Below are 13,268 nucleotides of genomic sequence, written 5' to 3' on the forward strand. Positions count from 1 at the left end.
CGAACGCCGGTCGATCCGAGCATGCCCGCAGGCCCGGGCGGTCGTGGCAGCATGAACGGCACCGGTCGTACGGGTCATACGGGTCGCACCGGCGGCCCGGCGGCCCGGCAGGTCCGGCGGGCAGTGAAGGAGCCAGAGGAGAGCGTGAGTGGCGAGCATGAGTGACCAGACCACCCCGGCCATCGCCGCCGGCGGCTCCGGAACCGAGCTGATCGGCCAGATCGCCGCCTCCATCCGGCGCGAGCGCGAGCGCAGCGGGCTGTCGATGGCCGAACTGGCCCGGCGCGCGGGGATCGCCAAGTCGACGCTCTCCCAGCTGGAGTCGGGCGCGGGCAACCCCAGCGTGGAGACGCTCTGGGCACTCGGGGTCGCGCTGAACGTGCCGTTCAGCCGCCTGGTCGACCCGCCGCGCCCCGCGGTCAAGGTGATCCGGGCCGGCGAGGGCCCGGTGACCCACTCCGAGCGCGCCGACTACGCCGCCACCGTGCTCTCCTCCTGCCCGCCCAACGCCCGGCGCGACATCTACCGGATCGAGGCGCAGCCGGGCGAGACCAGGGCCTCCGACCCGCACATGCCCGGCACCGTCGAGCACGTGATGATCGGCTCCGGACGCGCCCTGGTCGGGCCGACGGAGGCGCCGGTCGAGCTGGGCCCGGGCGACTACGTGAGCTACCCGGGCGACTCCCCGCACGTCTTCCGCGCCCTGGCTCCGGACACCCTGGCGGTGATCGTGATGGAGCACATCTGACGCAGCGTCAGTTGACTCAGTCAGCCCCCCGGTCGGCTGGCCTCACTTCAACAGGCCGTCCAGGAAGGGGTTTCCGAACACCCGGTGCGGGTCGTACCGGTCCAGGACGGCGACCGCCTCGTCCCAGCCCGGCCCGCCGCCGGCCCGCAGGCCGGCGGGGATGACCCGGTCGATCATGTCACGGTCGGACCAGGCGGCGTCGGCGGTGTAGGCCCAGCCCTTGGACCACTCGACCCGCAGGCCCGCCCGGGTGCCGTCGAAGGTGCGCAGCAGCCACTGCTCCAGGTCCCGGGCGAAGCGCTCCAGTCCGGGCGTGCCGGGGAAGGCGAGGACGTCGAGCCAGACCGCGGTGTCCCACTCCGGGCGGTCGGCGCGCGGGCGCAGCGCGGACAGCAGCGGGGGCCGGGCGCCGGGGACGCCGGAGTACGCCGGGTCGTCCAGGCCGGTGACCCTGATCTCCACCGCCCCGTTCACCGGGTACTCACCCCGGGCCTGGTACTCGGCGAGCAACTGCCGGTAGTACGCGGCGAATTCGCTGACCACCCACTGCAGGTCGGCGCGCCGGGCGAGGACCGCGTAGCCGTTGGCGGTGACCCGCAGGGTGGTGGGGCGGACGTACTGCAGCAGGGTGCGCGAGGGGCCCCAGAGGTCGGAGCGCAAACCGCCCGCGAGCAGGTGGGTGAGGACGTCGCCGGTGAGCAGACCGCGGATCAGCCCACCGGAGAGCAGGACGTCCGTGACATCGCCGGTGAGACCCACCTTCGCCACGAGGTACTGGAGTTGGCCGAACAGTGGGGCCGATCCCCAGGCGCCGGAGACGATCTGGCCGGCGAGTCGGGCCACCGGCTCCGGAACGCTGTCCGAGAAGGGGAAGTTGTAGGGGTGGTCGACGGCGAGGGAACCGAGCGGCTCGGTCGGGGCGACGCTCCAGGTCTTGAGCCAGGGATAGTCGGTGTAGGCGAACCAGATCGCCTCGGCCCGGCCGTCGCGCTCCACGAACTCGGCGAAGGTCCGCGGGCCGCCACCGCCCAGAAGTCCGCCGAGCAGCCCCCCGAGCAGCCCGCCGCCTCCGCCCGACCCGGTGCCCGCGGTGCCCCCGGCGGAACCCGCGGAACCGGCGGAACCGGCGGGACCTCCGGCTCCCGGCGGGGCGAAGAGCTCGCTCGCCGGGATGTCGAGCCGACTGACGCAGCGCAGCGGCCGGTCGGCGCCCGCCCTGAGGACGACCTCGGTGAGGAAGGCGCGGCCCAGGTGCACCAGGAAGGCGGCGCTGTCGGCCTCGGAGCGGTCGAAGGTGCGCAGCGCGTAGCGGCCGGTGGCGGGGTCGAGGACGACGGCGGTGAGCCGGACGACCTGGTTGCTCACCGAGCCGTAGCCGTGCCCGTCCGGCCGCACCTCCCCCGCCGCCGGGACGGCGGTGCCGTGGCCGCCGATGGCGAGCACGCCGCCGACGGTGATCTCGCCGGGGGCCGGACAGGCGGTCAGGCCGAGGCCGCGGTCGGCCAGGTGGGCGAGCAGGGCCTCCATGGTGGCGCCGGTCTGCACCCGCACGGTGGTGGGCGAGTCCGCGGTGACGGCGGTGAGGTGTCGGCTGGTATCCACGAGCAGGACCCGGGCGCTCTCCGGGGTCCGGTCGGCGACGGTGAGCGGTGCCCAGGTGTGCCGGTAGCCGGTGGCCCGCAGGCGCCAGCCGTTGGCGTGCGCCCAGTCCGCGAGGGCCGGGACCTCCTCGGGGGTGCGGGGCGCGCAGGTCCACAACTGGTCGGTGCGGACCTCGCCGGACCAGTTCTCGAAGACCCGCTGGTAGAGCTCGGTGTCGGCGGGGAGTCCGGGCGGTACGGGCGCGGCGGCCCGGGCGCTGTCCGGCCCGACGGTGCCGCGCAGTATCCAGGCCGCGCCGCCGAGCGCGGCCGAGGCCCCGAGCAGCTGCCGGCGGGTGAGGCCGCTCCCGGCGCCGCTCCCCCGGTGCCGCGCACCACCGCTTCTGCCCGCCGAAGCCGCCCCGCCCGCCGTGCCCGCCGTGCCGTGTCCGCTGGTCATCCGTCCGTCCGCCCCTCGCGCTGGTCCCCCCGGGCCGAGCTACGGCTGTCCGGGTCGGGCCGACTGTCGGTTCGGCCCGGGGAGGAGCGTACGAAGCACCGCACGCCGGTTTGAAGCGTCCACCCGGTGACTCACTCGTTCGAGTGAGTTCGGCCCGATCGGCCCGGGGCCTCGGCGCGGGGCGTACGGGGGCGGCGGCAGGAAGGCGGAACCGGCCGAGAACCCGACCGGCCGTGTCGGAAATACCCGGGCCCCGCTCGCGGCTGTCGTGATCGGAGATCCGTTCCGGGCCGACCGGCCCGTACAGGAGGTGCAGCGCGCGATGGGTGACGAGCAGGCGAAGCCGCAGGAGTACCGGGTCGAGCACGACTCGATGGGCGAGGTGCGGGTGCCGGCCGCCGCGAAGTGGCAGGCGCAGACGCAGCGGGCGGTGGAGAACTTCCCGGTGTCCGGCCAGCGGCTGGAGCGCGCGCACATCGCCGCGCTGGCCCGGATCAAGGCGGCCGCGGCCCGGGTGAACGCCCGCCTGGGGGTGCTGGACGAGGAGACGGCGGAGGCGATCGTGGCGGCGGCCGAGGAGGTCGCGGAGGGGCGCTGGGACGACGAGTTCCCGGTGGACGTGTTCCAGACCGGCTCCGGCACGTCGTCCAACATGAACACCAACGAGGTGATCGCCACCCTGGCCGGCGAGCGGCTGGGCCGGCCCGTCCACCCGAACGACCACGTCAACGCGAGCCAGTCGTCCAACGACGTCTTCCCCTCCTCGATCCACATCGCCGCCACCGCCGCCGTGACGCACGACCTCATCCCGGCGCTGGAGCACCTGGCGGAGGCGCTGGAGCGCAAGTCCGTCGAGTTCGCCGAGGTGGTCAAGTCGGGCCGCACACACCTGATGGACGCCACGCCCGTCACGCTGGGCCAGGAGTTCGGCGGCTACGCGGCGCAGGTGCGGCACGGGCGGGAGCGGCTGCTGGCCACGCTTCCCCGGGTGGCCGAACTCCCGCTCGGCGGTACGGCGGTGGGCACCGGCATCAACACCCCGCCCGGCTTCCCGGCCGCGGTCATCGCGGAGGTGGCCCGCGTCACCGACCTGCCGCTGACCGAGGCCCGGGACCACTTCGAGGCGCAGGGAGCGCGGGACGCCCTGGTCGAGCTGAGCGGCCAACTGCGCACGGTGGCGGTCGGGTTCACGAAGATCGCGAACGACCTGCGGTGGATGGGCTCCGGCCCGCGCACCGGGCTCGGCGAGATCAACCTGCCGGACCTGCAGCCCGGTTCGTCGATCATGCCGGGCAAGGTGAACCCGGTGCTGCCCGAGGTGGTGCTGATGGTCGCCGCCCAGGTGGTCGGCAACGACGCGACGGTGACGCTGGCCGGCGCGAGCGGCAACTTCGAGCTGAACGTGATGCTCCCGGTGATCGCCCGCAACGTGCTGGAGTCGGTCCGGCTGCTGGCCAACAGCGCCCGGCTGCTGGCGGACCGGACGGTGGACGGCATCACCGCCAACGTCGAACGGGCCCGGGAGTACGCGGAGTCCTCGCCGTCGGTGGTGACCCCGCTGAACCGGTACATCGGGTACGAGGAGGCCGCGAAGGTCGCCAAGCAGTCGCTGGCCGAGCGCAAGACCATCCGTCAGGTGGTGCTGGAGCGGGGCTACGTCGAGCAGGGCAGGCTCACCGAGGAGCAGCTGGACGAGGCGCTGGACGTGCTGCGGATGACGCGCCCGTAGCCGCCCCGGGGCACCCGGGCGCCCGGGGACGGCCCCGGAGGTGCGCGGGAGGTGCGTGGGACGTGCGCCGGGGCGCGGTGGGAGGTGGTCCCGCCGCGCCCCGGACGAAGGGCTGCGGGGAAGATCAGCCCCTGGTTCCGCCGGCCCGACCGGCCCGGCCGAGCCGCATCGCTGCTCCGTTCGCCGTGATCGTGGCCATCGAGATCGCCGCGAGTCCGAGCAGGAACATCACTGCGCCGACGATGATGCAGGTGACGATGTTCTTGCCCCGGGCGACCGATCCGGAGATGACCCAGGGAGAGATGATCGTCCAGGCGCCGAGCGCCGTGGCCGCCCAGGCCCTCGCGTGGGTGCGTTCGTAGGCCGTGCCGTAGCCCGCCATCAGCACCGTGTAGGCCAGTCCGACGATCAGGCAGGTCACGGTCAGGGTGCTGAACGCGGTGAAGCCGACGATCCACGGCGATGCCGCCAGGAAGAGGCCGGCCAGTACGGCCAGGGCTTCGACGCCCTGGGCCCGGGGGGTCGAGGTGACCCGCTCGTAGTGCTCTCGTAGTTCGACGATGTCCGGATGGTGCTCCATGCCCGTCGGGATATGGGTTGCCACCGATACCACCTCCTGTGGTCCGGAATCCGCGGGGCGCATTGTCCTCCGTCACCCGGAAGGCGCATGCCCCGTACCCATTCTGTCCCTTCTCTACTGTTTTGCACCCGATAGTCCGGAATGATCGATAACCATCCGATCACGCCGGTGACCTGCGTCTCAACCCCGCAGGGCGCCATTGCCTATGCAACTCGTTGCATAGCAGGATGCGGGTCATGGCACTGGAGCACGCGATCCTCGTCTCGCTGCTGGAGCAGCCCGGCTCCGGCTACGAGCTGGCCCGGCGCTTCGACCGCTCGATCGGACGCTTCTGGACCGCCACCCACCAGCAGATCTACCGGGTGCTGCGGCGCATGGAGGCGGACGGCTGGGTCGCCGCGGAGGAGGTCGCCCAGGACGGGCGCCCGGACAAGAAGGTCTACTCGGCCGCCGAGGCCGGGCGGGCCGCGTTGGCCGGCTGGCTGCGGAAGCCGGTCGAACCGGAGACCGTCCGGCACGAACTCGCGGTCAAGATCCGGGCCGCCGCCTTCGACGACCCGGCGGCGCTGATCTCCGAGGTCGAACGCCACCGCGAGGGGCACGCCGCCCTGCTCGCCCGCTACCTGCACGGCGAGCAACGGGACTTCCCCGACCTCGACGCGCTCGACGCCCGCCAGGAGCTGCAGCACGTGGTGCTGCGCGGCGGCATGGAGTACGAGCGGATGACCCTCGCCTGGCTCGACGACGTGCTCGCCACCCTGCGCCGCCTCGCCGCCGACCGGCCGTCCTGACCCGTCGGCACCGCACCTTCCACCCGCTTCCCACACCCTCGACCCCAGGGAGCCCTCGATGCTCTTCAACCCGCGCACCTACGACCCCGCACAGTTCGACGAGCCGACCCGCCGGCTGCTGCGCGCGACCGTGGACTGGTTCGAGTCCCGCGGCAAGAAGGCGCTGATCGACACCTACATCGACCGCAGCTGGTACGCCGACTTCCTCGAATTCGCCGCGAAGGAAGGCCTGTTCGCGGAGTTCCTGACCCCGTCCGCGGCCGACCCGGACAAGCGCTGGGACACCGCGCGGATCGCCGAGCTGAACGAGATCCTCGGCTTCTACGGCCTCGGCTACTGGTACACCTGGCAGGTCACCATCCTGGGCCTCGGCCCGGTCTGGCAGAGCGAGAACGAGGCCGTCCGGGCCCGCGCCGCCAAGCTCCTGGCGGAGGGCCACGTCATGGCGTTCGGCCTCTCCGAGCGCACCCACGGCGCCGACATCTACTCCACCGACATGATCCTCACCCCGGACGGCGAGGGCGGCTTCACCGCGACCGGCTCCAAGTACTACATCGGCAACGGCAACGTGGCCGGCCTGGTCTCGGTGTTCGGCCGCCGCTCGGACGTCGAGGGCCCCGAGGGCTACGTCTTCTTCGCCGCCGACAGCCGCCACGAGGCGTACCACCTGGTCAAGAACGTGGTGAACGCCCAGATGTACGTCAGCGAGTTCCGCCTGGAGGACTACCCGGTGCGCGCCGAGGACGTGCTGCACACCGGCCAGGCCGCCTTCGACGCCGCCCTGAACACCGTCAACGTCGGCAAGTTCAACCTCTGCACCGCCTCCGTCGGCATCTGCGAGCACGCGATGTACGAGGCCGTCACGCACGCCCACAACCGGGTGCTGTACGGCCGCAAGGTCACCGACTTCCCGCACGTCAAGCGGGAGCTGACGGACGCGTACGTCCGCCTGGCCGGGATGAAGCTGTTCAGCGCGCGGGCCGTGGACTACTTCCGCACCGCCTCCCCCGAGGACCGCCGGTACCTGCTGTTCAACCCGATGACCAAGATGAAGGTCACCACCGAGGGCGAGAAGGTCATCGACCTGATGTGGGACGTCATCGCGGCCAAGGGCTTCGAGGCGGACACCTACTTCGACAAGGCGGCGAAGGACATCCGCGGCCTGCCGAAGCTGGAGGGCACCGTCCACGTCAACCTGGCGCTGATCCTCAAGTTCATGGGCAACTACCTGTTCGCCCCGGCCGACTACGCCCCGGTGCCGACCCGCCTGGACGCGGCCGACGACGCCTTCCTGTTCCGCCAGGGCCCGGCCCGCGGCCTCGGCGCGATCCGCTTCCACGACTGGCGCGCCGCCTACGACCGCCACGCGCAGCTGCCCAACGTCGCCCGCTTCCGCGAACAGGCCGACGGCTTCTGCGAGTTGCTGCTCAGCCACGCGCCGAGCAAGGAGCAGCAGGCGGACCTGGACTTCCTGCTGGAGATCGGCCAGCTGTTCGCGCTGATCGTCTACGGCCAGCTGGTGCTGGAGCAGGCCGAGGCGACCGGCCTGGACGCGGACGTCCTGGACCAGCTCTTCGACGCCCTGGTCCGCGACTTCTCCGCGCACGCCACCGAGCTGCACGGCAAGGCCTCCACCACCGAGGAGCAGGCCGCCTGGGCGCTGGCGAACGTGCGCCGGCCGGTGTCCGACGCGGCGCGGGCCGCGCGGGTGTGGGAGCAGGTCGCGGCGCTCTCGGGCGCGTACGAGATGCAGCCGTAACGACGGCCGCAGCGCCCTGAGGTAGCGCGACTGAGAGAGCGCTACTGCGGGAGCGCTACTGCGGGAGCGTGACTGAGAGAGCGCGACTGCGGCAGCAGTCATGGGAAGGACCCCCGGGGGTGCCGGTCGGCGGACCGGCACCCCCGGTTCGGTGTCCGCGGGTCCGCCCCGTGGGTCGCCCCGTCCGGGAGGCTCGGCGCCCGCCCCGGGGCCTCACCCCGGGCCTCGCCCCGGGCCTCGTCTCGGCCAGCCGCCCGGTCGTCGCTGTCTCAGCCGTCGCCGAGGCCCATGTCGCGGGCCCGGGCGACCGCCTCGGCGCGGGTGGCGACGTGCAGCTTCTCGAAGATGTGCGTGATGTGGTTGCGCACGGTCTTCTCCGCGACCACCAGCTCCCGGGCGATCCGCCGGTTGTCGAGCCCGCGCGCCACCAGGTCCAGCACCTCCGCCTCGCGGGCGGTGAGGTCCGGGAAGAGCTGCCCCGCCTCGCGCATCCGGGCCCCCGCCAGCAGGGCGGTGATCCGTCCGGCCACCTCGCCGCCGAACACGGCACCACCCGCGGCGACCGTCCGCACGGCGTGCAGCACCTCCTCCCGCCCGGCCCCCTTGACCAGGTAGCCGCGCGCGCCCGCCTGGAGCGCGGCGAGCAGGTTGCCGTCGTCGTCCGACATCGTCAGCATCAGCACCGGTGGCGGTGCCTCCTGGGTGGCGAGCCGGCGGACGGCCTCCAGCCCGGACCCGTCGGGCAGCGAGAGGTCCATGATCACCACGCTCGGACGGTGCCGGGCGACCGCCTCCGGCACGTCGGCGACCCGCTCGGCCTCGGCCACCACGAGGACGCCCGCGGCGCTCTCCAGGGCCGCCTTGAGCCCCTCCCGGAAGAGGGGGTGATCGTCGACGATCAGTACACGGACGGGCGCTGCGCCGCCCGGGCCCGAGGGTGCCAACGGCTGTTCTTCATCCACACGGCCGACACTACCAGCAGCAAATCGGCTACTTTCCGTGACATGCTCGGAAGTCGTCCGCGTGGCGGGCGGTGCGGGAACCGATCCGGCACCGGAACCGAGGATCGGGAGCAGGATCCGAGACCACTGCCTCAGGCGCCCGGGACACCGGGCCGTCGAGACTGGAACCTGGCTCGGTTCGCGCCGCCGACCGGCTCGCCGACCGGGAATCCGTACCGCCGGGGGGGTTCGCACCACCGGAGTCCGCCCCACCGGCCCAGCCCGTCTGCGAGGTGGTGCCATGACCACGGTGACCTCCGTCCGGCGCCGTTCCCCGGCCCAACGGCAGCTGACCGCCGCCGCGTTCGCCACGGCGCTCTGCGTCGTCGCCTCGACGGTGTGGATCTGCTACGTGCTCGTCCACCTCGGCGATCCGGGCGTGCACCAACCGCGCGACGAACTCGGCAACCTGATCTACGCCCTCCCGACCGCGGGCGCCGGCATGCTGCTGCACGCCCACCGCCCCGGCAACCCGCTCGGCTGGGTGCTGCTCGTCTACGCGCTGACCGAGATCCTGCCGGACGCCGCGGCGGCACCCGTCTCGGTCGAGATCGCCGACCCGGGCATCGTCGCCGCCGTCGCCGCCTTCGCCGCGCTCTGCAGCTCGGTGAACGTGACGATCTTCTACGTGCTCCCGCTCTGGCTACCCGACGGCCGGCTGACGACCCGGCGCTGGTGGTGGTACATCGGCGCCGTCGCGCTGTTCGTGGTCCCGGAGATGTCCCAACGGCTCGACCGCCCCATGCAGTTCGGGCGGCCCAACCCGCTGGCCGGCAACCCGCCCGCGCACTTCTTCGGCGTCGTGACCGACGCCCTCGGCGGACGCGACCTGCTGGTCAGCGAATGCCTGATCGGGATCGTGACCGTCGTCCTGCTGACCCGTCTGCTGCGTCCGCGCCGCCGGACGGGCGACGAGGGCGAGATGCGTCGGCACCGGCTGCGGGTGGCGGCGATGCTCGGCGCCTACCTGCTCTGGGCCGGCATGCAGGACCTGTACTCGCGGAACTTCGAGGAGCACTACTGGCTCAGCTACTCGCTGTTCGCCGCCGCGGGACTGGTCTGGGCGGTCGCGGTGGCCGTCCTGGTCATCCGGGACCACGGCTGGCGGCTCGACCGGGCGGCCCGCAGCGTCCTCATCGGGCTGCTGCTGGGCACCGGGGTCACCGGGCTGTTCGTGGTGGCCGCCGCCGTGCTCTCCACCTGGCTGCTGCCGGGGCGCGGCGGGGCGGCGCTGCTGCTGATCGCCCTGGTGTACGCGCTCGGCGCGGCCCTGCCCCGGGCGGCGCGGCGGGTCGTCGCCCTGGTGGACCGGCTGTACTACGGCGAGCGCGCGCAGCCGTACCAGGTGCTGCGGACGCTCGCGGGCCGGGTGCGCCAGGTCGTCGACCCGGCGCGGCTGCCGGCGGCGCTGTGCGCGACGGTCGCCGAGGAGCTGCGGCTGCCCGGGGTCACCCTCGCCGTCACCACCCGGGCCGGGCGGCGCACCCTGGCCACCGCCGGACGGCTGGACGGGCGCAGCCAGGACTTCGCACTGGTCCACAACGGGCTGCCGATCGGCGAGTTGACTGTCGGACTGCGCGACGGCGAGGAACGCCTGGAGGCCAGCGACATCGACATCCTGCGCTCGCTCGCCGACCAGGCCTCGCCCGCCGTCGCCTCGCTGCGGCTCCAGGAGGACCTGCAGGCCAGTCGGGAGCAGATCGTCGCCGCGCGGGAGGAGGAGCGGCGGTGGCTGCGGCGGGACATCCACGACGGGCTCGGTCCGGCGCTGGCCGGGTTGCGGCTGCGGGTGGACAACGCGGCCACCTCGGCGGCCGACGGGCTCGCGGACACGCTGCGCGGGGTCTCCGACGGCCTGGGCCTGACGATCAAGGAGGTCCGCCGGATCACCGACCGGCTCGGGCCGGCGCCGCTCGGCGAGTTCGGGCTGACCCGGGCGGTCCGGCAGCTGGCGGACACCTTCGGCGGGGCCGGGTTGACCGTGACGGCGGAGGTCTCGCCGGACCCGCTGCCGGAGCTTCCGGCGGCGGTGGAGGTCGCGGCGTACCGGATCACGGCGGAGGCCCTGAACAACGTGCTGCGGCACGCCCGGGCGCGGACCGCGCGGATCACGCTGCGGGCGGACGAGGAGGCGCTGACGCTGACCGTGCAGGACGACGGGGTGGGGTACCGGGCGGACGGCGGCTCCCCGGCCGACGGCAGCGGGGTGGGCCTGCGGTCGATGGCGGACCGGGCGGCGGAGATCGGCGGGCACTGCACCGTCCGCGCACTTCCGCCGAACGGGGGCACCCAGGTGCTGGCGGTGCTGCCGCGCTCGGCGGCGGCGGACCGGTGACGGGCGGTGTTGGGCGGTGCCGGGCGAGCGGTGCCGGGGGGGCGGGCGAGGAGGTGCAGACATACCGGGAACAGGTAACGCCGAACAGATGACAGAGAACAGACGACAGAGAACAGATGACAGATTTCGAAGTCTGTCATCTGTTCCCTGTCATCTGTTATTCGTTGTCCGTCGGCCGCCGCCCGTCGGATGCCAGCCCCGACGAGTCGCCCGAGAGCGAGCCGGGTCAGGCGTCCGGTCCGGGCGGGGTGGGCGGCACTCCGCAGTTGCCGAGCTTGCAGCCGATGCCACCACCGCCGTTCGGTGTCACGACGGGAGACAGGGCGGAACGGCGACGGGATGCCGAGGCGGAGGCGGAGGCGGAACACGCGCTGCGCAGCGCCATGGCCGCCGCGATCAGGCCTGCCAGCACGCCGGCCGCGCAGATCGCCGTGGTCGTGGTGTTGGTTGCCATGAGGAGGTACTCCCGATTCTTCCGAGTGACCGGTCGTGGTCGATCGATCACGTTCAACTCTGCGGACGAACACGCCCCGAGCGCATGGGCTTGATGTCCCATTCCGGTCCCGACTCGGCGCCGGGGGCGCCGATCCGGCCCAGCACGACGGTCACCGGTTCGTGCGATCCGGCCCGCAGGCCGTAGCGCTCGTGCGCCCTGACGTAGACCAGGTCGCCGGTGCGCACGGGCACCTCGCCGAGCTCGCCGAGGAAGGCACCGGCCCCGGACAGGACCAGCAGGAAGGCGTCGGCCGCACGGTCCTCGTACGGCCCGCAGAGGCCGCCGGGGTCGAGGTCCACGACGCCCACGTCGACCTGCCGCCAGGCCTTGGCGGACTCCGGGCCCGAGCGCTGGGCCGGGATGGCACCCCGGGACGGGGTGGGACGGACGGTGAGCACGGTGGTCGGCGCGCCCCGGACGGCGGTGAGTCGGCAACTGCTGCCGGGCCGGTGGTGCATCGCCTCGCCCGGGGAGAGGATCCGGCCGGCCGCTTCCAGCCGGCCGGAGAGCACCACGGTCACCGACTCGGCCGTCTCGAAGGGGAGTTGGTCGACCCGGACGCCGGGCGGCAGGGTCTCGACGGTCAGCCCGGCGCGGACCGAGGGCCGCTGGTCCGGGTCGATCAGCCGCCGGAGGACGGGTGCCGTGCGGGGGACGGCGGCGGGTACGACGATCACGAGAGGTCTCCTCGGACGGAGGACGTACGGTCCGGGACGGGCAGGAGGGTCAGGGCCGGTCACGGCGGGCGGCGCGGCGGCGGGCCGGAACGGCCCCGGTGCCGGCGCCGCGCCGGGGAACGGCGAGGGTAAGGCAGAGCAGTTCGGCGCCCAGCAGACCGGCTTCGAGCTGCAGCGTGCGGCCCCGGCGGGCCAGCAGCAGATCGCCTTCCGAGGCCAGGTGGTCGGGCTCGTCGGAGAGCCGGCCGACGACGGCGGCGCCGCGCAGCACGTGCAGGACGGTCTCGGCGTCGGGCCGGCCGGTCAGCACGTGGTGGGCGCCCGGACTCAGCCGCAGGTGGTCGAAGGCCTCGCAGGCACTGGTGAGCATCGAGCGGCGGGCCAGGGAGCGGATCCGGACGCGTTCGCCGTTCGGGCCGAGGACGACCATGGCGGCGCCGGTGTCGGTGGTGACGATCATGCGGGTTCATCTCCGCTGGTGGAGGTGCGGACGCCGGCGGGAACGGTCAGGACGGCGTGGAAGTACTCCATCCCGGCGGTGCCGGCGGTGAGGACGGTCCGGGTGCCGAGCGGGAGGACGACGGCGGTGCCCTCGACGAGCGGGATGCCGGCGTCGCGCGGCTCGGGTTCGTACTGCTCGGCGTCGCGCGGCTCGGCGTCACACGGCTCGGGTTCGTACGGCTCGGCGTCGCACCGCTCGGGGTCGTGGGCCTCCGGCGAGGCGTCCCGCCGTACCGCGTACTCGGGCGGTTCGGCGAGGCCGGATCCGGCGGTGACGTAGAGCGCGTGCTCGACGCCGTCGGCGGCCACCTCGGTGCTGTGGCCCGGTTCGAGCCGCTGCAGGCCGACGCCGCGCAGCGGTCCCGCGAGCAGGCGGCCGGGGTCCACGGCGCCGCGTCGGCGGAGATCGGTGATGACGGTGCCCGGCATGTCGGGCGCTCCTTCCGGTCACCGGCGGACCCTTCGGTCCGCCTCTGCGACCCACGGTGCGCCGCCCGCTGTCCCGCCCACACGGGGGTTGCGTCCCGTCCCGCTCCCGACCGCATCCCGGCCCGATCCCGGCCCCCGCCCGGCCCGATCCGGGCCCCCGCCCGGCCCGATCCCGGCCCCGG

Annotated in this window: 12 protein-coding genes; 5 read left to right on the top strand and 7 right to left on the bottom strand. The window is 73.5% G+C overall.

What is annotated here, in order from left to right; genetic code table 11:
- Positions 1–157: 157 nt before the first annotated feature.
- Entirely contained in the window at positions 158–748 is a 591-nt protein-coding gene (locus ABT048_RS00510; protein WP_350519272.1) for a helix-turn-helix domain-containing protein, read from the top strand.
- A gap of 42 nt (positions 749–790) precedes the next feature.
- On the opposite strand, the gene ABT048_RS00515 is transcribed toward ABT048_RS00510, so the two are convergent.
- Positions 791–2,788, bottom strand: coding sequence for a cholesterol oxidase substrate-binding domain-containing protein (locus ABT048_RS00515; protein WP_350519050.1), 1,998 nt, complete (start codon positions 2,786–2,788; stop codon positions 791–793).
- A 322-nt stretch (positions 2,789–3,110) separates the two neighbouring features.
- Between ABT048_RS00515 and ABT048_RS00520 the strand changes: the two genes are divergently transcribed.
- Positions 3,111–4,517 carry a class II fumarate hydratase gene (locus ABT048_RS00520; RefSeq protein WP_350519051.1) on the top strand — a complete coding sequence of 469 codons (1,407 nt, stop codon included), beginning with the start codon at positions 3,111–3,113 and terminating at the stop codon, positions 4,515–4,517.
- Between the two features lie 124 nt (positions 4,518–4,641).
- Here ABT048_RS00520 and ABT048_RS00525 read toward each other — a convergent pair whose 3' ends face one another.
- Complete coding sequence (locus tag ABT048_RS00525; protein WP_350519052.1) at positions 4,642–5,097, bottom strand: SPW repeat protein; 456 nt, start codon at positions 5,095–5,097, stop codon at positions 4,642–4,644.
- 236 nt (positions 5,098–5,333) lie between these two features.
- Here ABT048_RS00525 and ABT048_RS00530 point away from each other — a divergent pair, with 236 nt between their 5' ends.
- Together ABT048_RS00530 and ABT048_RS00535 are read left to right on the top strand one after the other, a co-directional pair.
- Positions 5,334–5,888 carry a PadR family transcriptional regulator gene (locus ABT048_RS00530; RefSeq protein WP_350519053.1) on the top strand — a complete coding sequence of 185 codons (555 nt, stop codon included), beginning with the start codon at positions 5,334–5,336 and terminating at the stop codon, positions 5,886–5,888.
- A 58-nt stretch (positions 5,889–5,946) separates the two neighbouring features.
- Positions 5,947–7,647: an acyl-CoA dehydrogenase family protein gene (locus tag ABT048_RS00535; protein ID WP_350519054.1), complete on the top strand. Its 1,701-nt coding sequence runs from the start codon at positions 5,947–5,949 to the stop codon at positions 7,645–7,647.
- A 269-nt stretch (positions 7,648–7,916) separates the two neighbouring features.
- On the opposite strand, the gene ABT048_RS00540 is transcribed toward ABT048_RS00535, so the two are convergent.
- On the bottom strand, positions 7,917–8,609 hold the full coding sequence (locus tag ABT048_RS00540; protein ID WP_350519055.1) for a response regulator: 693 nt from the start codon (positions 8,607–8,609) through the stop codon (positions 7,917–7,919).
- 280 nt (positions 8,610–8,889) lie between these two features.
- Here ABT048_RS00540 and ABT048_RS00545 point away from each other — a divergent pair, with 280 nt between their 5' ends.
- Positions 8,890–10,983, top strand: a complete 2,094-nt coding sequence (locus ABT048_RS00545; RefSeq protein ID WP_350519056.1) for a sensor histidine kinase — start codon at positions 8,890–8,892, stop codon at positions 10,981–10,983.
- 226 nt (positions 10,984–11,209) lie between these two features.
- Here ABT048_RS00545 and ABT048_RS00550 read toward each other — a convergent pair whose 3' ends face one another.
- Genes ABT048_RS00550 through ABT048_RS00565 form a run of 4 tightly spaced genes read right to left on the bottom strand, consistent with a single transcriptional unit; the run spans position 11,210 to position 13,086 of the window.
- Positions 11,210–11,437 (bottom strand): hypothetical protein, encoded by a 228-nt coding sequence (locus tag ABT048_RS00550; protein ID WP_350519057.1) that lies wholly within the window; start codon positions 11,435–11,437, stop codon positions 11,210–11,212.
- 53 nt (positions 11,438–11,490) lie between these two features.
- Positions 11,491–12,156: a cupin domain-containing protein gene (locus ABT048_RS00555; protein WP_350519058.1), complete on the bottom strand. Its 666-nt coding sequence runs from the start codon at positions 12,154–12,156 to the stop codon at positions 11,491–11,493.
- 49 nt (positions 12,157–12,205) lie between these two features.
- Complete coding sequence (locus ABT048_RS00560; RefSeq protein WP_350519059.1) at positions 12,206–12,616, bottom strand: pirin family protein; 411 nt, start codon at positions 12,614–12,616, stop codon at positions 12,206–12,208.
- Positions 12,613–13,086, bottom strand: a complete 474-nt coding sequence (locus ABT048_RS00565; protein ID WP_350519060.1) for a hypothetical protein — start codon at positions 13,084–13,086, stop codon at positions 12,613–12,615. Before ABT048_RS00565 ends, ABT048_RS00560 begins: the two co-directional genes overlap by 4 nt.
- Positions 13,087–13,268 lie beyond the last annotated feature (182 nt).

It is taken from the genome of Kitasatospora sp. NPDC096140, from assembly GCF_040303045.1.
Classification (GTDB): Bacteria; Actinomycetota; Actinomycetes; order Streptomycetales; family Streptomycetaceae; genus Kitasatospora.

Coding starts and splice junctions, on each gene's coding strand:
- ABT048_RS00510 (WP_350519272.1), top strand. CDS start 158: ATGAGTGACCAGACCACCCCGGCCATCGCCGCCGGCGGCTCCGGAACC.
- ABT048_RS00515 (WP_350519050.1), bottom strand. CDS start 2,788: ATGACCAGCGGACACGGCACGGCGGGCACGGCGGGCGGGGCGGCTTCG.
- ABT048_RS00520 (WP_350519051.1), top strand. CDS start 3,111: ATGGGTGACGAGCAGGCGAAGCCGCAGGAGTACCGGGTCGAGCACGAC.
- ABT048_RS00525 (WP_350519052.1), bottom strand. CDS start 5,097: ATGGAGCACCATCCGGACATCGTCGAACTACGAGAGCACTACGAGCGG.
- ABT048_RS00530 (WP_350519053.1), top strand. CDS start 5,334: ATGGCACTGGAGCACGCGATCCTCGTCTCGCTGCTGGAGCAGCCCGGC.
- ABT048_RS00535 (WP_350519054.1), top strand. CDS start 5,947: ATGCTCTTCAACCCGCGCACCTACGACCCCGCACAGTTCGACGAGCCG.
- ABT048_RS00545 (WP_350519056.1), top strand. CDS start 8,890: ATGACCACGGTGACCTCCGTCCGGCGCCGTTCCCCGGCCCAACGGCAG.
- ABT048_RS00550 (WP_350519057.1), bottom strand. CDS start 11,437: ATGGCAACCAACACCACGACCACGGCGATCTGCGCGGCCGGCGTGCTG.
- ABT048_RS00560 (WP_350519059.1), bottom strand. CDS start 12,616: ATGATCGTCACCACCGACACCGGCGCCGCCATGGTCGTCCTCGGCCCG.
- ABT048_RS00565 (WP_350519060.1), bottom strand. CDS start 13,086: ATGCCGGGCACCGTCATCACCGATCTCCGCCGACGCGGCGCCGTGGAC.